Below are 20,447 nucleotides of genomic sequence, written 5' to 3'. Positions count from 1 at the left end.
CATGGCCCAGCCCGCTCACGATCCATCACGCCATTCCTATTATGTCGGTGACGCGCTTTACCAGGAACTGATCGCCGATTTTGACGTCGTGCGACGGGATGACCCGACGATCCAGGACTTGGCGGAGCGCGACGTGTTTCGTGGCCTCGTCGAGCGCGAAGCCCGACTGCTCGACCGGCTTCAGTTCAAGGAATGGTTGCAGCTCTATGCGGACGAGTGCCTGTACTGGGTGCCGAGCACGCCCAATGGCGGCGATCCGCGGCGCGAGATCGCCGTCATGTTCGACGACCGTCGCAGGCTGGAAGATCGGGTATTCCGGCTCGCGACCGGTTTCGCATGGTCGCAGGCGCCGTCGTCGCGGACCGTGCGGATGGTCTCGAACGTCGAGGTCTTCGCGTCCGAAAATCCCGATCAGCGCCTGGTGCGCTCGAATTTCTTGATCCACGAATTCTGGGATGACGAAACCCGGGCGCTGGCGGGGTGGGCCGGGCATCGGTTTCGAAAGTTCGATGGCGTTTGGCGGATATCCGCCAAACAGGTGAATCTGCTGGTGTGCGACCAGTGCATCCGCAACCCCAGCATCATTTTGTAGCGCCGTTTGTCGTCAGTTTGACGTTGCCGGTGTCCCCGATGGGGGCGCTGTTTGCAGGGCAGACGATCGTACCAGCAGATGGTCGCTATTTGGGTGACGGCCACACGGTAGAGGCCTCGATGATTTCAGCGGTTCGCCGGTAATGTTCGGCCAGATAGCCCACGGCGTCTTCGCTGCGGCGAAGCGTGGCGTCCATGATCTGCTGATGCTCGGCGGCAACGTCGCGCGCCGGCGTTCCCGCCACCCGGCCGACCAGGCACGGCAGCCGGTAGCGCTGGGTTTCGACATAGAGCTGGTCGGCGAGGTCGAGCAGCCGCGGCGAGCCGCAATGGGCGATCAGCGCCCGATGGAATTGATAGTGCCGCTCGTCCATCGCGTGCATGTCGACGGCGCCTACTTCGCCGGAGAGGCGCGATTGCCGTTCGGCCTGCAGGCTGAGCGCATGGAAGGCGGCCACGATGCCGGCTTCCCAATCATCGTCGCCGCCCTGCATCGATCGGCGCAGCGCGTCGGATTCGATCAGGATGCGGGTTTCCGTCGCGTCCTTCATTTCCTCGCGCGACAGCGGCGCGACGGAGAAGCCGCGCAGCGCCGTCGAGAGCACCAGACGCTCGGACTGCAGCCGCATCAACGCCTCGCGCAGCGGCGAAAAGCTCAGGCCGTAGCGCTGCTTCAGCGCTTCGAGCCGCAGCGGCTTGCCCGCGTCGAGCGCGCCGGAGACGATGTCGGTGCGCAGGCGCTGATAGGCCACCTCGCTCAATGTTCCGGGCTCGCCAGCTGCTTCGCTGGCGATCCGGCGGTCGTTTCCTGCTTTCGCGGCCGCCACCATCGGTTCAATTTCTTTCGAAAATTTCCTATTGCTTCGAACATATATCCTATTTTATATGATTGGCAATCCAGGGAGAGCGAAATGGCAGCAGGACGCCGCGAAAACCACCGGGAAGACGTCGCCGGGCGCGCCAATGTCGAGGACACCCCGGAACTGCTCGCCTATTACGACGAGCTGGAAAATCTCGACGCCGGTGCGCTGTGGACGGTCGCCAACAAGATCGAGCCCTGGCAGCCCAAGTCGTCATCGGTCCCCGTGCTCTGGCGCTACGAGGACCTGCGCAAGCATGTCTTGCGATCCGTCGAACTGGTGTCTCCCGAAAAGGCCGGCCGCCGCGTCATCTATCTGAACAATCCCGGCCGTCGCGACCACGCCGCCGCCGTGGGTTGGCTGTATTCCGGGCTGCAGGTGATGCATCCCGGCGAGGTTGCCTCCGCCCATGCGCACTCAGCCTCTGCGCTGCGCTTCATCATGGAAGGCGAGGGCGCCTACACCATCGTCGATGGCCACAAACTCACACTCGGCGCCAATGATTTCGTGCTGACCCCAAACGGCACGTGGCACGAGCACGGTGTCTCCGGCGACGGCACGCCGTGCATCTGGCAGGACGGTCTCGATATCCCGCTCGTCAACACGCTCGAGGCCAATTTCTACGCGGTGCATCCGAAGATGCAGCAGGAGGTCGGCTATCCCGTCGACGACATGACCCACGCCTGGGGCAATCCGGGCCTGCGCCCCGCGGGCGCCGAATGGACGCGCGGATATTCGCCGCTGCTGAAATACGAGTGGGGCCCGACCTACGAGGCGCTGCAGCGCTACGGCAAGGCCTCCAACGGCTCACCCTATGACGGCGTGCTGATGAACTACGTCAATCCCGTCACCGGCGGTCCTGTGATGCAGACGATCGGCGCGTCGATGCAGATGCTGCGACCCGGCGAGGCCACCAAGGCCCATCGTCACACCGGCAGTTTCATCTATCAGGTGGCGAAAGGAAGCGGTCACTCGATCATCGACGGCAAGCGCTTCGACTGGAAGGAGCGCGACATCTTCTGTGTGCCGTCCTGGTCCTGGCACGAGCATGTCAACGGATCTGCCAGCGACGACGCCTGCCTGTTCACCTTCAACGATCTGCCTGTGATGCACGCTCTCGGCCTGTATCGCGAGGAGGCCTATGGCGACAATCAAGGCCGGCAGCCTCTGACATCTTAAGGATACAACCATGCGTCTTGTTACCTACCGCGCCAACATCGAGGCGGCGGCCCGTCTCGGTGCCATCGTCGATGACCTGGTCGTGGACGTCGAGCGGATCGGCGCGCATGCCGGCACGGCATTGCCGTCCTCGATGCTCGATCTCATCGATCTCGGGCCGCCGGCGACGGTGGCGCTGAAGAAGATTTTGAGTGATCACGCAAGCCATTGGCCGGTAGGCACGGCGCTGCCGCTTGCAAATGTCCGGCTGCTGGCGCCAATCCCGCGGCCCCGGAAGAACATTTTCGGGATCGGCCTGAACTATGTCGAGCACGTCGCGGAATCATCGCGCGCCCTCGATACAGCGAAGGAATTGCCGAAGCAGCCGATCATCTTTTCAAAGCCTCCGACCAGCGTGATCGGGCCCAACGAGGCCATCGAGCACAACCGGACCATCACGCAGCAGCTCGATTGGGAAGTCGAACTCGCGGTCGTGATGGGGCGAACGGCGCGCCGCATTCCGGAAGCGCAGGCGCTCGATTTCGTTTTCGGCTACAGCGTGATGATCGACGTCAGCGCGCGCGACAATCGCCGCGCCGGCCAGTGGATCTATTCCAAGGGCCAGGACACCTATGCGCCGTTCGGTCCATGCATCGTGACATCAGATGAAATCGGCGATCCGCACGCGCTCGATCTCTGGCTCACGGTGAACGGCGTAGAGAAGCAGCGCTCCAACACCCGCCACATGCTGTTCAAGGTGCCGCTGCTGATCTCGGACATTTCGGCCGCGATCACGCTCGAGCCGGGCGACATCATCGCGACCGGCACGCCCGATGGCGTCGGCGCGGGGCGGACGCCGCAGGAATGGCTGTGGCCTGGCGATGTCGTGGAGGCGGAAGTGGCCGGCATCGGCCGGCTGCGTCATCCGGTCGTGGCGGTCTGAGCGCGGGGGCCGGCGATGCTGTTCGACATGGAGACGCTGGAGGCTCAACAACGCTACAAGATATTGACGGCGACGGTGACGCCGCGGCCGATCGCCTGGGTGACGACGCTGTCCGAAGACGGGGTCATCAACGCGGCGCCCTACAGCTTCTTCAACGTGTTGGGGCACGAGCCGCCGACGCTTGCGATCGGGCTGCTCGCCGGGCCGGGGCGCTTCAAGGATACCGCGACGAATATCCTCGCGACCGGAGAGTTCGTGGTGAATCTCGTCTCCGAACGGAACGCCGCTGCCATGAATGTCACCTGCATAGATGCGCCGCCCGATATCGACGAGCTTGCGCTGGCGGGCCTCACCGCCGCTCCGTCACATGCGATACGGCCGCCGCGCATCGCGGAGTCCCCGGTTTCCTTCGAATGCCGGGTGCTGAGTTCGATGGTGACCGGACCGCGCCAGACCGCAGTGATCGGCCGCATCCTGTGCGCGCACGTCGATGGTGCGGCGGTTCAGGACAAGGAGCGCTGCTATATCGACACGCCCGCGCTGCAGTTGATCGGCCGCATGCATGGCAGCGGCTGGTATGCCCGCTGCACCGATCTGTTTCAGCTCGACCGGCCGAACTGGGCGGAGTGGCGACGAAACGCCGCGCCCCAACCGGATCAGGCGCCATGAACATGATGGCGCGCGCTGTCTCTTCCGATTGTGTTGCGGCCGTGCCCTGCGACATTTGTTGCCCCGGCAACCGGAACTATAGTTCTTGCCTTCCGCGCCATCTGCGAATTATGGTGCAGGCCGCTGGGGTATGGGCCGAAGGTTCTAATCGGAGCTTTCGGTTCGTGCTTGCTGCGGGCCGCAGATTTCGCGCACAAAATATCCGGGCTTACCGGGATTATACGAAGGCGCAGGCCTCGAGACGGCAGCCGCACTGGCTGGCGGAACAAAATAGATAATGAGGAGGGGAGTGAATATGAAAAAGACATTCTGGCTGGCGGGCGCAATGGCTCTGGCGCTGGCGCAGCCCGCGCTCGGCGCCGACAGCATCAAGATCGGTTTCGTCTCGACCTTCAGCGGCCCCACGGCCGCGATCGGCAACGACATGCGCAACTCGTTCGAACTGGCGCTCGATCATCTGGGCCGCAAGATGGACGGCAAGCCGGTCGAGGTGATCTATGAGGACGACGGCCAGAAGCCGGATGTCGGCAAGCAGAAGACCGAAAAGCTGATCCAGTCCGACAAGGTCGATTTCATCGTCGGCTACATCTGGTCGAACGTGCTCTTGGCCTCGCTGAAGACCGCGGTCGATGCCAAAACCTTCCTGATCTCGGCCAATGCCGGTCCCTCGCAGCTCGCCGGCGAATTGTGCTCGCCGTACGTGTTCTCGACTTCCTGGCAGAACGACCAGACGCCGCAGGCGATGGGCACCTACATGAACCAGAAGGGCGTCAAGTCGGTGTTCCTGATCGGCCCGAACTATGCCGCCGGCAAGGACATGCTGGCCGGCGTCAAGAGCACGTTCAAGGGCCAGGTGGTCGGTGAGGAATACACGGTGTGGCCGAGCCAGCTCGACTTCTCCGCCGAACTCACCAAGGCCAAGAACTCCAAGGCCGAGTCGATCTTCGTGTTCTATCCGGGCGCTGCCGGCGTGCAGTTCCTCAACCAGTATGCGCAGGCCGGCATCAAGGCGCAGATCCCGCTCTATACGGCGTTCACGATCGACGAATTGTCGCTGCCGCTGCAGAAGGAGAACGCGCTCGGCGTTCCCGGCGCCCAGCAATGGGTCAACGACCTGCCAAACCCCGAGAACAAGAAGTTCGTCGAGGACTACCGCAAGAAATATCCGAACCTGCGCCCGACCTTCTATGGCGCGCAATCCTATGATGCCGCGAACCTGATCAACAGCGCGGTGGTTGCGGTCAAGGGCGACACGACCAAGAAGGACGCGATGAAGGCCGAGATGGAGAAAGCCAACTTCAAGTCGGTGCGCGGCCCGTTCAAATACGGCAAGAACCACATTCCGATCCAGAACTTCTATCTGCAGGACGTGGTCAAGGATGCCGACGGCCAGCTCGCGCTGAAGACGGTGGCCACCATCGTCAAGGACAGCCAGGATGGCTTCCACGATAAATGCCCGATGAAGTGATTGTTGGCATGACCGGTGCATGATCGGCCAAGGGGCTTGTCGAAAAATTACTTTATGTTTAAAGTAATTTCAGAAACCCGATGGCCTGCTTCGGAGGCGTGGATGTGTAAGCGGTTTGGCAAATGATCCTGCGCCAACAAAAATAGGCGGCGGCGCCGACGCGCTGCCGCTGTTTTGTTTCGGATTGAGGGGCGCGATCTGAAAGGGAAGCCGGTTTTCCCTCGCGACGAACGCGTGGCGTCGGCGTGAGATCACGATCGGAGAGGGGTCTATCGTTGGTTCTTGTCGAACAATCGCTGAACGGGTTTCAGTTCGGCCTGTTGCTGTTCCTGCTGGCGGCCGGGTTGACGCTGGTGTTCGGCATCATGGATTTCGTCAATCTGGCGCACGGCTCGCTCTACATGATGGGCGCCTATTTCGCCGCGACGTTCACCGCCTGGACCGGGAGCTTCATCCTCGGCGTGCTGCTGGCGCTCGGCGCCACGCTGCTGCTCGGGATCGTACTGGAATTCGTCGCGCTGAGACATCTCTACGGCCGCGACCATCTCGACCAGGTGCTGGCGACGTTCGGACTAATCCTGTTTTTCAATGACGCGGTGCGGCTGATCTGGGGCCCGGCCGGCCTTGCGCTGCCGCTGCCGGCCTGGCTGACCGTGCCGGTCCAGATCATCCCCGGCGTGTATTATCCGGCCTACCGGCTGTCGATCATCATCGTCGCGCTCGCGGTCGCCGCGCTGCTTTACGTCGTGGTGATGCGGACCAAGATCGGCATGCTGATCCGCGCCGGCGCCTCCAACCGCGAAATGATCGGCGCGCTCGGCATCAACATCAAGCTGCTGTTCACGCTGGTGTTCGGGCTTGGTGCGGCGCTTGCCGGACTTGCCGGACTGATGCAGGCGCCGATTCTCACCGTGCAGATCGGCATGGGCGAGAACATCCTCATCCTCGCCTTCGTCATCATCGTCATCGGCGGGATCGGCTCGATCCGCGGCGCGTTCCTGGCCGCAATCTTTGTCGGCATGATCGATACGCTCGGTCGCGCCTTCCTGCCTGATCTCCTGCGCATGGTGCTGAGTTCCGCCGCCGCCTCCACCGCCGCACCCGCGCTGTCCTCGATGCTGATCTATCTCTTGATGGCGATCGTGCTGGTGGTGCGGCCGGAGGGGCTGTTTCCGGCCGCCAAGCGATGAAATTACAGATCAATACAAGCAACGTCGTCGTGGCGCTGGTCGCTGCCGGGCTGCTTTTGCTGCCGCTCTATTCGCAGCTCACCGGCAACATCTTCATCCTGACGCTGTTCACCCGCATCATCATCTTCGCGCTGGCCGCGGCCAGCCTCAATCTCATCATGGGCTATGGCGGCATGATGAGCTTCGGCCACGCGGCCTATCTCGGCATCGGCGGCTATGCGGTCGGCATCCTCGCCTTTGAAGGCATCGGCTCCGGCTTCATCCAGTGGCCGGTGGCGCTGGTGGCGTCGGCGCTCTATGCGCTCGTGATCGGCGCGCTCAGCCTGCGCACCCGCGGCGTCTACTTCATCATGATCACGCTGGCCTTTGCGCAGATGGCCTATTACATCGCCTCGGGCATGTCGCGTTACGGCGGCGACGACGGCCTGACCATCTACAAGCGCAGCAATTTCGGCGGCTTGATCGACCTGTCGAACCGCGTGCAGTTCTATTACCTCTGCCTCGGCTGCCTGTTCGGCGGCATCTACCTGATCTGGCGGATCATCAATTCGCGCTTCGGACTGGTGGTGCAGGGCATTCGTTCCAACGAGCAGCGCATGCAGGCGATCGGCTATCATGCCAACCGCTACCGGCTGGTCTGTTTCGTCATCTCCGGCACCATCTGCGGCCTGGCCGGCGCGCTGCTGGCGAACAACACCGACTTCATCAGCCCGGCCGGAATGTACTGGACCCGATCCGGCGAACTCATGGTGATGGTGGTGTTCGGCGGCATGGGCTCGCTGTTCGGTCCTGTCATCGGCACGATCTTCTTTCTGCTGCTGGAAGAGCTGCTATCGCAATTCACCGAATACTGGGCGCTGATCATGGGGCCGCTGCTGCTGCTGATCGTGCTGTTCGCGCGCGGCGGCATCATGGGCCTGCTCGGGAGGTTTAACCGTGGCTGATCCCTTGCTCCGCGTTGAAAACCTGGTGCGGCGCTTCGGCGGCATTCTCGCCACCGACAATCTGTCGCTCGACGTCATCCCCGGCGAGTTGCACGCCATCATCGGCCCCAACGGCGCCGGCAAGACCACGCTGATCAGCCAGCTCACCGGGCAATTGACGCCGAACTCGGGCACCATTGTTTTCGGCGGCCGCGACGTCACCGGCCTGCCGTCCTATGAGCGCAGCCGGCTCGGGCTGGCGCGCTCGTTCCAGATCACTTCGCTGCTGCCGAATTTTACCGCGGCCGACAATGTCGCGCTCGCAGCGCAAGCCCATGACGGGCACTCGTTCCGGTTCTGGGGCAACGCGCGCAAGGAAAAGCCGCTGCGCGACGCCGCGCAGGCCGCGTTGACGCGGGTCGGGCTCGGGGCACGCGCCGACGTTCCGGTGTCCGAACTCAGCCATGGCGAACAACGCGAACTCGAGCTTGCGGTCGCGCTCGCCACAAAACCGCAATTGCTGCTGCTCGACGAGCCGATGGCGGGGCTCGGCGTCACCGAGTCGGCACGCATGGTGGCGCTGCTGAAGGAATTGCGTAAGGAAGTCACCATCGTGCTGGTCGAGCATGACATGGAGGCGGTGTTCGCGCTCGCCGACCGCATCACCGTGCTCGTATACGGCCGCGTCATCGCCTCGGGCGATCCCGATGCGATCCGCCACAACGACGAAGTCAAACGCGCCTATCTCGGCGATCAGCACGTGGTGGTCGCTCATGGCTGAAACAAGAACGGCTGAAACCCTGCTCGAAATTGACGGCATCGAAACCTGCTATGGCCTCAGCCAGGTGCTGTTCGGCCTGTCGCTGAAGGTTCAGTCAGGCGAAATGGTCGCCCTGATGGGCCGCAACGGCATGGGCAAGACCACGACCATCCGCTCCATCATGGGCATGACGGGCGCGCGCGCGGGCACCATCCGTTTCGCCGGGCAGGAGGTTCGCAGCCTGCCGTCGTACAAGATCGCAAAACTCGGCATCGGCCTGGTGCCGGAAGGCCGCCAGATCTTTCCGAATCTCACCGTCTACGAAAACCTGGTCGCGGCTGCCGGCAATCGCGCAGGGAATTCCGATCCCTGGACCATCGAGAAAATCCACGCGCTGTTTCCGCGCCTTGCCGAGCGCGGCGGCAACATGGGCGTGACGCTGTCCGGCGGCGAGCAGCAGATGCTCGCGATCGGCCGCGCGCTGATGACCAATCCGAAGCTCCTGATCCTCGACGAAGCCACCGAAGGCCTGGCGCCCCTGATCCGCGAGGAAATCTGGAGCTGCCTGTCGATGCTCAAGGGGCGTGGGCAATCGGTGCTGGTGATCGACAAGAACGTCGCCAACCTCTCCCGCATCGCCGACCGGCATTACATCATCGAGCGCGGCCGCACGGTGTGGAGCGGCACGTCCGAGCAGTTGATCGCCGAGCCGGATTTGCAGCACCGGTATCTGGGGATTTGAGAGGGCGGCGTGAACGTCTCCTTCGTCATGGCCGGGCTTGACCCGGCCATCCACGTCTTTCTTGCTCTGCGGAGAAAAAAAGACGTGGATACCCGGGACAAGCCCGGGCATGACGGGTTGAGAGACTGACGCGTTCACAACGCCCATACCACGTCGACACCATGAACCCCGACGCCGACCGCATCATCGGACTCTATCAACGCCACGGCCGCGCCTGGGCGCAGGACCGCGGCAACCGGCTGATGGAGCGCACGTGGCTCGACCGGTTTCGCGCCCGGCTGCCGGGTGGAGCTGCCGTGCTCGACATCGGCTGCGGTTCGGGTGAACCGATCGCCCGTTACCTCACCCGGCAAGGATGTCATGTCACCGGTGTGGATTCGTCGCCAGAACTGATTGCGCTGTGCACGGCGTCTTTTCCGGATCTTGCGTGGCACATAGCCGACATGCGCACGCTCGCCCTCGCACGGCGCTTCGACGGTCTGCTGGCGTGGGACAGTTTCTTCCACCTCTGTCCGGATGACCAGCGCCGGATGTTTGCCATCTTCCGGCAGCATGCTGCGCCGCGCGCGGCATTGATGTTCACGAGCGGTCCGGCGCATGGCGAAGCGATCGGGAGCTACAGGGGCGAGCCGCTCTATCATGCCAGCCTGGACGCCGACGAATACCGCGCGCTGCTCAGCGCGAACGGTTTTGACGTGGTGGCGCATGTCATCGAAGATCCGGACTGCGGCGGTCATACGGTCTGGCTGGCGCAGATCGAAACCGGCTAGGGTTGGACTTTTTTGCGGAGGGCGCATGGCAAATTCAAACGGGACCACGAGCGCTGCCGAAGGCACCGTGCAGGTCGGCGGTCGGTCACTTTGTTACTTGCAGGTCGGCGATCCCAACGGTCCGCTCGTCATTCACAATCATGGCGGGCCTTCCAGTCGGCTCGAAGCACAGGTCTTCGCAACTCATGCGCTCAATCTTGGTTTGAGATTCGTATGCGTGGACCGTCCAGGCCAGGGCAAATCGGATCCTCAGCAAAACCGTACATTCGCCGGTTGGGCAGCCGACCTGGAAGCAATTGCCAACGCGCTTGAGGCTGATCGCTTCGCGGTTACCGGTTGGTCCGAAGGCGGCCCGTGGGCGCTTGCGGCGGCAGCGTATATCGATCCCGCAAAGCTGGTTCATGTCAGCAGCATCGCACCCGGATCCTATGGCGCGTTCGGGACCAATTGGGCGGCCAAGTATCTGTCGCAGGCCGACGCGATGGGCGGTTTCCTTGCATTGCATTTTCGGCCCGGCTTCCAGCTCATGTACGAGTTGATCGATATCGCCGCGACCCGGTTTCCGGAGCAGTACAAGAAAGGGCTGCTGAAGGCGAGTTGTCCCGCCGATCTCGACGTACTTGCCGATGCGCAAGTGTTGAACACCATGGCGGAGTCCGGACGCGAGTGTTTCCGCCAGGGCGCTGAAGGCCTCGTGGCCGACGCGCGGATGCTCTACCAGCAATGGCCGTTCGACATAGCGGCCATCCATCGGCCGGTCCATCTGTGGCAGGGCACCGCGGATACGTTTGTGCCCTACGCAGTGAACAAGCCATTGGGTGAGCGCATGCCTGGGGCGATGTGGCACGAAGTCGCCGATGGCGGGCATTTCATCGCGGTTTCTCACGCCGCCGAGATATTGGCGATCGCTAGCAAGGATTTTGCAGCGAAGGCGTGAGTCCGAAGGCGCGCAGTCCAGCCATCGCCTGGCGGGATTGTTGGAAGATGAAGAACGCTGGTATACTCATCCCTACAACCCGAACTGTTCAGGCCGTGTGCGCTGAACCACAAAACGAGCCCCGGCGGGCCGCCATCAGGCTAAAGTATGTCCAGTAGTGTGTTCAATTCCTTCCCGCAGCGACCGGAGCGTCATTTCGCAATCATTGACGCCGCGGCAGACGTTCAAAGGAATGCGCGAGGCATTGCTTGATGCCAACCGATCCGTCAGTCGAGTTCCGATCCATCGCCTCCCGCAAGGGCGTGCCGCTGGCGCTGTTTCTTGTCTCGATGAGCCTGATCGCCGCGGTGTGGTACTGGCTGGCGAGCCCGGTGCTGCTGGATCATGCGCTGATCGATCCCGCCAGGAAGCTCGACTGCGTGTCCTACGCGCCGTTCCGGAGCGGGCAGACGCCGTGGAATTCCAACATCATCATCAGCCCGGAGCAGATCGCGGAAGATCTCGGCCAGCTGGCCGGGATATCGAACTGCATCCGCACCTACTCGGTCGAGAACGGCCTCGACAAGGTGCCTCAGCTGGCGTCGAAGGCCGGGATCAAAGTCATCCTCGGCATCTGGCTCGGACGCGACCGTGTGAAGAACGCAACGCTGATCGACACCGCGGTATCGCTGGCCAAGGATTATCAGGGGACCGTGACGTCAGTCATCGTCGGCAGCGAGGTGCTGCTCCGGGGCGAAATGACGGTGGAAGACCTTCGCGAAATCCTCCGCTCGGTCAGGTCGCGTATCACGACGCCGATAACCTACGCCGATTCCTGGGATTACTGGCTGCGCTACCGCGAGATGGCGGCCGACGTCGATTTCGTCACAGTCCACATGTTGCCGTTCTGGGAAGATGAGCCGATCCGGGCCGAAAACGCGGCGGCACATGTCATCGATATCTACCACAAGGTCGCGCAGGCGTTTCCCGGCAAGGAAATCCTGATCGGGGAGGCGGGCTGGCCGAGCAAGGGACGCATGCGGGAGGTCTCGCTGCCGTCTCGCATCAATCAGGCCCGCTTCGTTTCCGAACTGCTCGACCGGGCCAGTCGCGAAAAAATCCGCGTCAATGTGTTTGAGGCCTACGACGAGTCCTGGAAGCGCCAGTGGGAAGGCACGGTCGGCGCCCATTGGGGCCTTCTCGATGGCGACAGCCGTCAGATCAAGCACGCGCACGGAGCGGCCGTCAGCAATTATCCGTTCTGGAAGCTGCAACTGGGAGCCGGCCTTGCTTTCGGCATTTGTGTCTTTGCCGTTGCATTGTTGACGCTCTGGCGTCGACGGACGGCGACAGCATTGGCGCCGTGGCTGGCGGTGTCGGCTTGTGCAACGACAGGCGGAATCCTGCTGGGGTTGGCGGCCGAAAAGGCCTTCTATGAGAACTATGGCGTCGCCGGTCAGCTGAACCAGGGATGGCTTCTGACCGCGGCCGTCGCGCTGCCGCTGCTGTGCGCCAACGCGTTGATGGCCGGACGGCCGTTGCCGTCGTTCCGGGAATTGCTTGGCCCGCGCGAGGGCTGGCCCACATCATTGCCTGCGCTGGTCCTGGGCGTTGTGCTGATGGTCACTACGCTGATCACCGTAGAGGTCGCGCTCGGCCTCGTGTTCGATCCGCGTTCACGGGATTTCCCGTTCGCCAGCGTGACCATGGCGGCTGTGCCGCTCTGGACGGTGGCGCTGCTCTGCCGCCAAAAGCCGGACGACGGCGTCACCGCCGAGGCGGTGTTCGCGGGCCTGCTCGTGGCGGCTGCGCTTTTCCTCTTTTTCAATGAGGGTGTTCACAACTGGCAGTCGCTGTGGACGGCGGCGGCGTTCGTCCTGTTTGGCGCCGCGCTGTGGCCGACGCGCTTTGTTGCCGTGTGGAGCGCGCACTCGAATATGCCGTTCGTCTTCCGGAAGACGCTTCGCAAGCAAGAACTCGCCGTTCAACCGGTTGCCGTCGCTTCCCTGCCGCCGCCAAAGCCGCCGGCCGCTACCGCCGGCGGCTTCGTTGCGGCAACGTCAAAGGTCGAATGCGATAAATAGCTGTGTGCTGAACAGGGCTCTGGTCCGGAAACGAACGCATGTGGTCGAACAGATTTTCCCGGCGCCGTCTGGGCAAGCTTGCAGGATGGGCGGCGCTTGGCCTGTCGACGGGATCGGTCAAGTCAGCCGATGCACAAAGCAGCTCCAGCGGCCAGAAACCCAGCGCGGCCTTTCCGGCTGATTTTCGATGGGGCACCGCGACCTCGTCCTATCAGATCGAAGGCGCCGTCAACGAGGACGGCCGAGGACCGTCGATCTGGGATCGTTTTGCGCACACGCCCGGAAAAATTACCGATCACAGCACTGGCGACGTCGCTGACGACCACTATCATCGCTACAAGGACGACGTCCAATTGATGAAGGCGCTGGGGACGAAGACCTACCGCTTCTCGATCGCGTGGCCGCGTGTTTTCCCGGAAGGAACAGGTGCGCCCAATCCGAAGGGCCTCGACTTCTACAACCGGTTGCTCGACGAGCTGCTGGCAAACGGCATCGAGCCGTTTGCCACGCTGTATCATTGGGACCTGCCGCAAGCGCTGCAAGACCGCTTCGGCGGCTGGATGTCACGCGAGACCGCGAAAGCGTTTGCGGATTATTCCGCCTATGTCGCCGAGCGCCTGAGCGACCGCGTCAAGCATATCTTCACGATCAACGAATGTTCGAGGCTGGTTCATCTCGGCCACGGCCTTGGCCTCGACGCGCCGGGCTTGAAACTGTCGCAAGGCGAGCAGAACCAGGTTCGTCACCACGTCGCCCTTGGGCACGGCCTTGCCGTGCAGGCGATCCGGGCACACGCCAAGGCTGGAACCAAAATCGGCCTCGCCGAGAACATGGTCAACTGCATCCCCGCGATCGAGACGCCGGCGAATATCCGCGCCGCCGAGATCGCGGTGCGCGAGCTCAATGCTGGCTATCTGACCGCGATCCTCGAGGGAAAATTCACCGACGCCTATCTGGCGCAGGCCGACGCCCCGAAACACACCGCCGACGATCTCAGGATCATTTCGTCGCCGATCGATTTCGTCGGGCTGAACGTCTACACGCCCGACCATTACGTGCTGGCCGCGGACAATTCGCGCGGCTACACGCTGGCGCCGTTTCCGGCATCGTTCCCGCATATGGATGCGTCCTGGCTGAGGATCGGTCCGGAGGCGCTGTACTGGGCGCCGCGTCACGCGGCGAAGATCTGGGGCGTGAAGTCCATCTACATCACCGAGAACGGGACGTCGTCGACCGATCAGCCGGCCGCGGACGGCAACATCTATGACGTCGACCGCGTCATGTATCTGCGCAACTATCTGTTCCATCTGCAGCGCGCGACGTCGGAAGGCGTCCCGGTGGCCGGTTACTTCCTGTGGAGCCTGATCGACAATTTCGAATGGATGGACGGCTACCAGAAGCGCTTCGGCATCTATCACGTCGACTTCAATACCCAGCGCCGTACGGCGAAACTGAGTGCGTCGTTCTATCGGGAAGTGATCAAGCAGAACGCGGTGGTGTGAGGGGGCTAGTGGCCCTCTCTCCGTCGCCCCGGCCTTGAGCCGGGGCCCATACGCCGCGGCCCATCCGTGAAAGTGACGGCGTCAGATATCCTTTTTAAGCAATAACCGCCGCGGCGTATGGGTCCCGGCTCAAGGCCGGGACGACAAAATCAAAACATCTCGAAATATTCGCGATGCTCCCAGTCCGACACCTCGGCCTGGAACCGCTCGATCTCGGCGTTCTTGATGTGGACGTAATAGTCGACGAACTCCTTTCCGAACGCTTGACGGAAAAACGGATCGTCGTCGAGCGCGAACACCGCCTCGCGCAGCGTCTTCGGCAGCAGCGCCGCCTTGGCCTCATAGGGCGTGTCGGCTGACGGCCCGGGATCGAGCTTGCGGTCGACGCCGTCGAGGCCCGAGAGAATCTGCGAGGCCATGTAGAGATAGGGATTGGCGGCGGGCTCGCCGATGCGGTTTTCGAGGCGCGTCGCGGCATCATTGGGGCCGCCGAGCACGCGGATCATGACGCCGCGGTTGTCGCGGCCCCAGATCGCGCGATCCGGCGCCAGCGAATACGTGCGGTAGCGCTTGTAGCCGTTGATGGTCGGCGTCGTGAACACGGCAGAGGCGCGGGCGTGGGCCAGCAGTCCCGCGAGATAGTTGCGCGCAAACGGGCTTAGCACCTCGCCGCCTTCGGTGGTCATGAAGGCGTTCGCGCCGCTGGTGCGCGACACGATCGATTGGTGCAAATGCCAGCCGGACGCGAACACGTTCGGCAGTTTGGGCCGGCACATGAAGGTGGCGTGATAGCCGTGGCGCCGGGCGATCTGTTTTACGGCGCTGCGAAACAGCACCATGTTGTCGGCGGGCGTCAGCCCGCTCGTCGGCGCAAAGGTGAATTCGCACTGGCTCGGGCCGAACTCGACCTCGACCGACCGCAGCGGCAGGCCGAGCGCCAGCACGTCGCGCCGGATGATTTCCAGCACCGGCTCCATCTGGTCGTAGCGCTGCTCGGTCAGATATTGATAGCCGTGCGACAGCAGGCTCACCGAAGGCGGCTGGCCCGGCTGCCCGGCATCCTCAGGCGCCATCTTTGCGTCTTCGAGCTTGAAGATGTGAAACTCGACTTCGAGGCCCGCGACAAAATCGTAGCCGCGCTGGCCGAGCTGATCGAGCACGCCGCGATAGAGATGCCTTGTGGCGAACGGAACCGGGCGGCCATCGCTGAAATGGATGTCGCACAATAGCCAGCCTGTCGTCGGCGCCCATGGCAGCACGCGGAACGTGGTGGGATCCGCGACCATCAAGACGTCGGCGGCACCTTCCATCTCGCGCATGCCAAAACCGCCGCCGGAGGTGAACACCGGAAACACCGTGCGGTGCGAGGTGTCCTTGGCGAGCATGGTCGTGGTGATGAAGCAGCCGCTCTCCAGCGAGGCCAGCGCCTCGCTCGCGACCAGCGTCTTGCCGCGCAGGATGCCGTGCTGGTCCGGAAACGAGAGCCGGATGACTTCGAGTTTTTGCTCTTCGACAATGCGGCGCAGGCGGCTAGCCGCCTCCTTCTGCTCCGCCGACCATAGGCCGTGACGCTCCACGAAACTCAACGCGTGGCCTCCTCAGTCGTCATTGCGAGCGAAGCGAAGCAATCCATGTCTCGGCAAGCACAAGCATGGATTGCTTCGCTTCGCTCGCAATGACGCAGAACCACCATCACTCAGCCGCCGTCAGATGCCGGATCTTGTCGGATATCTCACCCGGCACGGGCGCCGCCCATGGCGCGCCGCGGCGGCGTTTGACGTCGACTTCCATCCAGTAGATTTCCCAGCCCCTCGTCGGCCCGATGCCGTCCATGGTGGCCGGCCCCTGGATGCTCCGCGCACGGGACGCGTCGAGGAACATGAACGGCTTCTCGCCGCCGGAGACCTTTTCAATCTCCTGCCGCAGCAGGCGGCGATATTGCACGATCGCCTTGTCTGAGGTGCCGAGATGTTCGTTGGTGCGATCCTGGATCGCGCCCATCGATTCCACCGCCCACTGGTCGTGCACGTTGATGTCGGCGCCCATGCCGGTATAGGTCTCGGTTGCCTGTTCGTGCGGATCGAAGCCGTAATCGTTCGACTTGTTCTTGCGCGATTTGTAGTCGGGCAGCTCATAGAGTTCGAGGCGCTGGTCGCGCATCTTCTTCTTGTCGACCGGCGTCGTGTAGGAAGTGAAGATCGCGTACCAGTAGCAATTCTCGTCATCGACAGGCACATGCCACTGCGTGATCGTCATCTCCTGGCTCATGGGAATGACGAAGCCGTGCGGGAACAGCTGGTTGGTGACGCGCACATGGGTGCGCTCCTCGTCGATCTCGCGCAGCGCGATCAGCCGCAGGCCGTATTCGGTGTGCTCGACATTGATGATCGGGTTGTCGTATTCGCGCAGGATTTTCGTCATCGGCATGTCTGATCCGGCGGACGCGCCGCGGAACTGCTTGCCGTAACTGGCGGACGTATCCTCATCCTCGAAGAAGCGATGCAGGAAGGAGGCGTGCGCCGGATCGATGCCGACTTCGAGCGCCTGCAGCCAGTTGCAATTGATGTGGCCCTTGAACGCAAACGTATGGCTGTCGGGTGCGATGAAGCAGTCGATCTCCGGAAATGCCGGCGGCTCGCCCTCGCCGAGGTAAGCCCAGAGGATGCCGCTCTTCTCGACCACGGGATAGGAGCGCTGCTTGATGCCCTTGCACAAGTTCGAGCCCTTCGGCTCCGCCGGCGTCTCGATGCACTGGCCCGATGTGTCGAACAGCCAGCCATGGAACGCGCAGCGCAGGCCGCCATTCTCAAGCCGCCCGAACGCGAGATCGGCGCCGCGATGGGCGCAATGGCGGTCGATCAGGCCGTAGCTGCCGTTCTCGCCGCGGAACAGCACGAGGTTTTCGCCGAGCAGCTTGACGGCTTTGACCGGCCGCGGCCCCTGCAGTTCGTCGACCAATGCGGCCGGCTGCCAGTACATCCGCATCAATTTCCCGCAGGGATCTTTTGGCCCGGTGCGGGTGATCAGGTCGTTCGCTTCCTGGCTCATCATGGCGGTCAGCCCTTTCGTCGGAGGCAGTTTGTTCGCCTATTGAACGAATGGGCGAATTATGCCATGACTGGAGAGGACGGCAAGCACAATTTTGAACGCTTCCAATCGGAAGGGCCAATGCCAAAGCTGAAACGCGCCGAAGGCGACGAGCGCGCCACCGATTTCGTCGAGAGCCTCGACCGCGGCGTCCGCCTGCTCCAGATGTTCGGCACGATCGGGGGCCCCGCGACCTTGAGCGATCTGGCGCGCGCCGCCGATCTGCCGCGCGCCACCGCCCGCCGCATCCTGTTCACGCTCGAGCATGGCGGCTTCGTCACGTCGGACGGCAAGCTGTTTACGCTGACGCCGCGCGTGCTGACTTTGGCCGCCTCCTATCTGCAATCGAGCCAGGTGGTGACGGTGCTGCAACCGGTGCTCGACCGGATCGCGCTGGCCGCTCAGGAAATAAGCTCGCTGGCGGTGCTCGATGGCGACGAGGTCGTGTTCATCGCGCGCGGCAGTCCGACGCGGGTGTTCTCCGCCGGCCTCGACATCGGCTACCGCCTGCCGGCGTTCTGCACCTCGGTCGGCCGCGTCATGCTCGGCCAGTTTGGTGATGACGATCTCGCCGCGCGGCTCGCCGCCATGCGGCGCGAGCCGATGACACCGCACACGGTGACCGATCCAAAACGATTGCTCGCTTGCGTGCGCGGCGATCGCGAACAGGGCTATTCGCTGGCCGATCGCGAGGCCGAGCCGCATTTCCGTTCGATCTCGGTGCCGGTGCGCCGTTACGACGGCGTGATCGTCGGCGCCATCAACATGGGCGCGCATGTCGACCGCGTTTCGACGAACGAGATGGTCGAGCGTTTTCTGCCGCTGCTGAAAGAGGGCGCGGCGTCGGTCAAGTCGATGCTGTTGTAAGCATTGCTGCGTAGGGTGGGCAAAGGCGCTCTTCGCGCCGTGCCCACCCTCTTTTGCGCGACATAGAATTTGGTGGGCACGCTTCGCTTTGCCCACCCTACGGCCGCAAACCTGGAATTTTTCTGCCCCTTGCCATGAACGCGATCCCCTCCGGCCTGCACGAAGTCGATGCAGATGCCGTGAGAAACGTAATGAAAAACCCCGACTGGGCTGTCCGTATCGTCGCCGTCCCTCCCGGCGAGGCGCCGCTATGGGTGCGCCAGAAATGGGTCGGGCTCGACCTGCCGGTCATCCGCTATGCGGCGCACCGCAAAATGCTGGCCTTCGGCGTCCTGTCCATACCGCAGTCGTGGCCGGCGCAATGGGCAGCCATTCTCCGCGGACGCGCCGAGCGCGTCGCCGGCTATGCGGTGGCGGCGGCGCCCGCCGTCGGCATTCTCGCCAAAGCAAGTCCCGAAGCCGCCGCATGGTGGCGCGAGAACACGCCGCATCTGATCGCGCCGAAGCGCTACCTCGTGTTTCACGAAGAAGTCTGCCGGATTGCCGATATCTGACGGGATACTAAATCCGCTTGAGCGCGGCGGCGATCATTTCGAACTTGGCGACGATCTGCGGTGTCACCAGATAGCGAAGCGTGCCCGCAACCGACAGGCTGACGACGATCGCGACGATCGTGTACTGCGCCGTCAACACCGCCAGTATCGCGCGAAGCGGGCGCGGCCGGCTCCTCGGCATCTTCGCGGCGATGCGGATGGAAGCGTCGTCTTCAAGGGTACTCATGCGATCTCATCCTGCGCCAGTTTCCGTGATCGCATCAGTGTTCGGATCGCAGCTGATCGAGGCGCGACCGCAGTTGCCGGTTCGCCCGTTCGCTGGCGCGCAGCTTGCGCGCCCAGTTCAGCTCGACGACGCCTCCCGTTTCGCTTGCACCTGAAAACACCAGACCGGCGGCGAATTGATCGCGCCAGACCAGGCGCGCCAGGCAGGAGATTCCCTTGCGTTCGATTTCGAAATCAACCTCGTCGGGCACGAGGGCGGAACTTTCAAACTCGATCCTGGCCCCGAACGGGCTGAAGTTGCGCACGACGCAGGCGAGCGTCGAAGAGCGGGCGTTGAACGCGACCCTTCCGCCGTAATAGACGCGGTTTCTCGGTAGTTTGCGGCGCTCGGACATGATCTGTATTCCCTGCGTTTAACGCTTTGGTAACACTATTAAAGGGTGTGTTTCCGCAAGGAACCGTTGCGGTGGTTAACCGCGGCCGTGGTTAATGGTGGCGTTCTTTTCGCGAGCCGGACGCGACGCCGCGTCGTCGGCGCTGAGCCCCGCGCTATCCACCACGGCGCTACCCTGCGTTAAGCCCAAAATGGCCGATGATTTCTCGCGCCGTCGCGTCCGCCGGTTTCTCCTCTGTATCCAGAGTGAGGCAGTCGGGTCGCGGCACCGGCGAAAATTGATAGCGATCAAGATAGCTGAGCAGGCGTTCTGCCGAACTCATCTTGCGCCGGTCGACCCGGTCTGGATTGCCGACCCTGCGCGCAGCCTCCTCACGCGAGCAGTGCAGGAACACCGGCAGCACGTCGCCGCCGTTCCGCTGCATGATCGCTTCGAATGCCTCGAGTTGCGCGCGGTCATCCGGGTCGACGTAGCATAGGGTCGTGACTAGGAGCTCAACGCCGTGCCGCGCGGCGGCGTCGATGGCTGCGTATCTCACGTCGTGAACGAGCTCCCAGAAACCGGGAGCGTCGAACTCGAAGATGGTCCGCGCCAGGTCGATCGACGCGTGATTGTCCATGAGCCGTCCCGGCACCCGCGCCAGCAACGCCTTTGCGACCGTCAATTTGCCGGCGGCGGGTGCGCCGTGGAGGAGCAGCAGTTTCATGCGTATTGCTTATCGCAATTGACGGATGCGGGCGAGG

Annotated in this window: 21 protein-coding genes; 15 read left to right on the top strand and 6 right to left on the bottom strand. The window is 63.0% G+C overall.

The features are described from left to right. The first annotated feature begins 1 nt into the window (after position 1). Positions 2–592, top strand: a complete 591-nt coding sequence (locus JQ641_RS21765) for an aromatic-ring-hydroxylating dioxygenase subunit beta (RefSeq protein WP_211997981.1) — start codon at positions 2–4, stop codon at positions 590–592. An 85-nt stretch (positions 593–677) separates the two neighbouring features. Here the strand turns inward: JQ641_RS21765 and JQ641_RS21760 are convergent, their stop codons facing one another. After that, positions 678–1,421: a GntR family transcriptional regulator gene (locus JQ641_RS21760; RefSeq protein WP_211997980.1), complete on the bottom strand. Its 744-nt coding sequence runs from the start codon at positions 1,419–1,421 to the stop codon at positions 678–680. A gap of 81 nt (positions 1,422–1,502) precedes the next feature. Between JQ641_RS21760 and JQ641_RS21755 the strand changes: the two genes are divergently transcribed. The 12 genes from JQ641_RS21755 to JQ641_RS21700 all read left to right on the top strand — a co-directional run bounded on the left by JQ641_RS21755 (position 1,503) and on the right by JQ641_RS21700 (position 14,576). Then, the gene (locus JQ641_RS21755; protein ID WP_211997979.1) at positions 1,503–2,630 is read left to right on the top strand and encodes a cupin domain-containing protein; all 1,128 of its coding nucleotides are present in this window, start codon (positions 1,503–1,505) and stop codon (positions 2,628–2,630) included. Positions 2,631–2,640: 10 nt separating this feature from the next. Further along, a complete protein-coding gene (locus JQ641_RS21750) occupies positions 2,641–3,552 on the top strand; it encodes a fumarylacetoacetate hydrolase family protein (protein WP_211997978.1) in 912 nt (303 codons plus the stop codon). A 15-nt stretch (positions 3,553–3,567) separates the two neighbouring features. Then, positions 3,568–4,221: a flavin reductase family protein gene (locus JQ641_RS21745; protein WP_211997977.1), complete on the top strand. Its 654-nt coding sequence runs from the start codon at positions 3,568–3,570 to the stop codon at positions 4,219–4,221. A 295-nt stretch (positions 4,222–4,516) separates the two neighbouring features. Further along, positions 4,517–5,689: an ABC transporter substrate-binding protein gene (locus JQ641_RS21740; protein ID WP_211997976.1), complete on the top strand. Its 1,173-nt coding sequence runs from the start codon at positions 4,517–4,519 to the stop codon at positions 5,687–5,689. Between the two features lie 275 nt (positions 5,690–5,964). Then, positions 5,965–6,879, top strand: coding sequence for a branched-chain amino acid ABC transporter permease (locus JQ641_RS21735; protein ID WP_192735491.1), 915 nt, complete (start codon positions 5,965–5,967; stop codon positions 6,877–6,879). Beyond that, complete coding sequence (locus JQ641_RS21730; RefSeq protein ID WP_211997975.1) at positions 6,876–7,823, top strand: branched-chain amino acid ABC transporter permease; 948 nt, start codon at positions 6,876–6,878, stop codon at positions 7,821–7,823. The genes JQ641_RS21735 and JQ641_RS21730 overlap by 4 nt, the downstream gene beginning before the upstream one ends. Beyond that, positions 7,816–8,583 (top strand): ABC transporter ATP-binding protein, encoded by a 768-nt coding sequence (locus JQ641_RS21725; protein WP_211997974.1) that lies wholly within the window; start codon positions 7,816–7,818, stop codon positions 8,581–8,583. The genes JQ641_RS21730 and JQ641_RS21725 overlap by 8 nt, the downstream gene beginning before the upstream one ends. Next, on the top strand, positions 8,576–9,304 hold the full coding sequence (locus JQ641_RS21720) for an ABC transporter ATP-binding protein (RefSeq protein WP_211997973.1): 729 nt from the start codon (positions 8,576–8,578) through the stop codon (positions 9,302–9,304). The genes JQ641_RS21725 and JQ641_RS21720 overlap by 8 nt, the downstream gene beginning before the upstream one ends. Positions 9,305–9,465: 161 nt before the next feature. After that, on the top strand, positions 9,466–10,074 hold the full coding sequence (locus JQ641_RS21715) for a class I SAM-dependent methyltransferase (RefSeq protein WP_211997972.1): 609 nt from the start codon (positions 9,466–9,468) through the stop codon (positions 10,072–10,074). A 25-nt stretch (positions 10,075–10,099) separates the two neighbouring features. Then, the gene (locus JQ641_RS21710) at positions 10,100–11,011 is read left to right on the top strand and encodes an alpha/beta fold hydrolase (protein ID WP_249150588.1); all 912 of its coding nucleotides are present in this window, start codon (positions 10,100–10,102) and stop codon (positions 11,009–11,011) included. A 251-nt stretch (positions 11,012–11,262) separates the two neighbouring features. Next, positions 11,263–13,074 (top strand): glycoside hydrolase family 17 protein, encoded by a 1,812-nt coding sequence (locus JQ641_RS21705; protein WP_211997971.1) that lies wholly within the window; start codon positions 11,263–11,265, stop codon positions 13,072–13,074. A gap of 38 nt (positions 13,075–13,112) precedes the next feature. Then, positions 13,113–14,576 carry a GH1 family beta-glucosidase gene (locus tag JQ641_RS21700; protein ID WP_211997970.1) on the top strand — a complete coding sequence of 488 codons (1,464 nt, stop codon included), beginning with the start codon at positions 13,113–13,115 and terminating at the stop codon, positions 14,574–14,576. Between the two features lie 149 nt (positions 14,577–14,725). Here the strand turns inward: JQ641_RS21700 and JQ641_RS21695 are convergent, their stop codons facing one another. Both JQ641_RS21695 and JQ641_RS21690 read right to left on the bottom strand, forming a co-directional pair. Next, complete coding sequence (locus JQ641_RS21695) at positions 14,726–16,162, bottom strand: glutamine synthetase family protein (RefSeq protein WP_211997969.1); 1,437 nt, start codon at positions 16,160–16,162, stop codon at positions 14,726–14,728. Positions 16,163–16,268: 106 nt separating this feature from the next. After that, positions 16,269–17,627, bottom strand: a complete 1,359-nt coding sequence (locus JQ641_RS21690; RefSeq protein ID WP_211997968.1) for an aromatic ring-hydroxylating dioxygenase subunit alpha — start codon at positions 17,625–17,627, stop codon at positions 16,269–16,271. A gap of 117 nt (positions 17,628–17,744) precedes the next feature. On the opposite strand from JQ641_RS21690, the gene JQ641_RS21685 reads away from it, so the two are divergent. Together JQ641_RS21685 and JQ641_RS21680 are read left to right on the top strand one after the other, a co-directional pair. Continuing rightward, positions 17,745–18,530, top strand: a complete 786-nt coding sequence (locus JQ641_RS21685) for an IclR family transcriptional regulator domain-containing protein (protein WP_211997967.1) — start codon at positions 17,745–17,747, stop codon at positions 18,528–18,530. A 191-nt stretch (positions 18,531–18,721) separates the two neighbouring features. Further along, positions 18,722–19,084 (top strand): hypothetical protein, encoded by a 363-nt coding sequence (locus JQ641_RS21680; RefSeq protein ID WP_211997966.1) that lies wholly within the window; start codon positions 18,722–18,724, stop codon positions 19,082–19,084. 7 nt (positions 19,085–19,091) lie between these two features. Here the strand turns inward: JQ641_RS21680 and JQ641_RS21675 are convergent, their stop codons facing one another. From JQ641_RS21675 to JQ641_RS21665, 3 genes are all read right to left on the bottom strand, one after another. Then, complete coding sequence (locus JQ641_RS21675; protein WP_211997965.1) at positions 19,092–19,310, bottom strand: hypothetical protein; 219 nt, start codon at positions 19,308–19,310, stop codon at positions 19,092–19,094. A gap of 34 nt (positions 19,311–19,344) precedes the next feature. Then, positions 19,345–19,704, bottom strand: a complete 360-nt coding sequence (locus JQ641_RS21670; RefSeq protein ID WP_211997964.1) for a PilZ domain-containing protein — start codon at positions 19,702–19,704, stop codon at positions 19,345–19,347. A gap of 169 nt (positions 19,705–19,873) precedes the next feature. Beyond that, positions 19,874–20,410, bottom strand: a complete 537-nt coding sequence (locus tag JQ641_RS21665; RefSeq protein ID WP_211997963.1) for a phosphotransferase-like protein — start codon at positions 20,408–20,410, stop codon at positions 19,874–19,876. Positions 20,411–20,447: the final 37 nt, after the last annotated feature.

Origin of the sequence: Bradyrhizobium sp. JYMT SZCCT0180 (genome assembly GCF_018130165.1) — a bacterium.
Classification (GTDB): domain Bacteria; phylum Pseudomonadota; class Alphaproteobacteria; order Rhizobiales; family Xanthobacteraceae; genus Bradyrhizobium.
The sequence above is the reverse complement of the archived record's forward strand: the minus strand, read 5'-3'. Positions and strand labels throughout refer to the sequence as shown.

What these genes read in the sequence shown, in the direction of transcription:
- JQ641_RS21710 (WP_249150588.1), top strand. Translation starts at nt 10,100, where the DNA reads ATGGCAAATTCAAACGGGACCACGAGCGCTGCCGAAGGCACCGTGCAG.
- JQ641_RS21720 (WP_211997973.1), top strand. Translation starts at nt 8,576, where the DNA reads ATGGCTGAAACAAGAACGGCTGAAACCCTGCTCGAAATTGACGGCATC.
- JQ641_RS21705 (WP_211997971.1), top strand. Translation starts at nt 11,263, where the DNA reads ATGCCAACCGATCCGTCAGTCGAGTTCCGATCCATCGCCTCCCGCAAG.
- JQ641_RS21700 (WP_211997970.1), top strand. Translation starts at nt 13,113, where the DNA reads ATGTGGTCGAACAGATTTTCCCGGCGCCGTCTGGGCAAGCTTGCAGGA.
- JQ641_RS21670 (WP_211997964.1), bottom strand. Translation starts at nt 19,704, where the DNA reads ATGTCCGAGCGCCGCAAACTACCGAGAAACCGCGTCTATTACGGCGGA.
- JQ641_RS21675 (WP_211997965.1), bottom strand. Translation starts at nt 19,310, where the DNA reads ATGAGTACCCTTGAAGACGACGCTTCCATCCGCATCGCCGCGAAGATG.
- JQ641_RS21685 (WP_211997967.1), top strand. Translation starts at nt 17,745, where the DNA reads ATGCCAAAGCTGAAACGCGCCGAAGGCGACGAGCGCGCCACCGATTTC.
- JQ641_RS21680 (WP_211997966.1), top strand. Translation starts at nt 18,722, where the DNA reads ATGAAAAACCCCGACTGGGCTGTCCGTATCGTCGCCGTCCCTCCCGGC.
- JQ641_RS21740 (WP_211997976.1), top strand. Translation starts at nt 4,517, where the DNA reads ATGAAAAAGACATTCTGGCTGGCGGGCGCAATGGCTCTGGCGCTGGCG.
- JQ641_RS21730 (WP_211997975.1), top strand. Translation starts at nt 6,876, where the DNA reads ATGAAATTACAGATCAATACAAGCAACGTCGTCGTGGCGCTGGTCGCT.
- JQ641_RS21755 (WP_211997979.1), top strand. Translation starts at nt 1,503, where the DNA reads ATGGCAGCAGGACGCCGCGAAAACCACCGGGAAGACGTCGCCGGGCGC.
- JQ641_RS21745 (WP_211997977.1), top strand. Translation starts at nt 3,568, where the DNA reads ATGCTGTTCGACATGGAGACGCTGGAGGCTCAACAACGCTACAAGATA.
- JQ641_RS21665 (WP_211997963.1), bottom strand. Translation starts at nt 20,410, where the DNA reads ATGAAACTGCTGCTCCTCCACGGCGCACCCGCCGCCGGCAAATTGACG.
- JQ641_RS21690 (WP_211997968.1), bottom strand. Translation starts at nt 17,627, where the DNA reads ATGATGAGCCAGGAAGCGAACGACCTGATCACCCGCACCGGGCCAAAA.
- JQ641_RS21765 (WP_211997981.1), top strand. Translation starts at nt 2, where the DNA reads ATGGCCCAGCCCGCTCACGATCCATCACGCCATTCCTATTATGTCGGT.
- JQ641_RS21750 (WP_211997978.1), top strand. Translation starts at nt 2,641, where the DNA reads ATGCGTCTTGTTACCTACCGCGCCAACATCGAGGCGGCGGCCCGTCTC.
- JQ641_RS21760 (WP_211997980.1), bottom strand. Translation starts at nt 1,421, where the DNA reads ATGGTGGCGGCCGCGAAAGCAGGAAACGACCGCCGGATCGCCAGCGAA.
- JQ641_RS21715 (WP_211997972.1), top strand. Translation starts at nt 9,466, where the DNA reads ATGAACCCCGACGCCGACCGCATCATCGGACTCTATCAACGCCACGGC.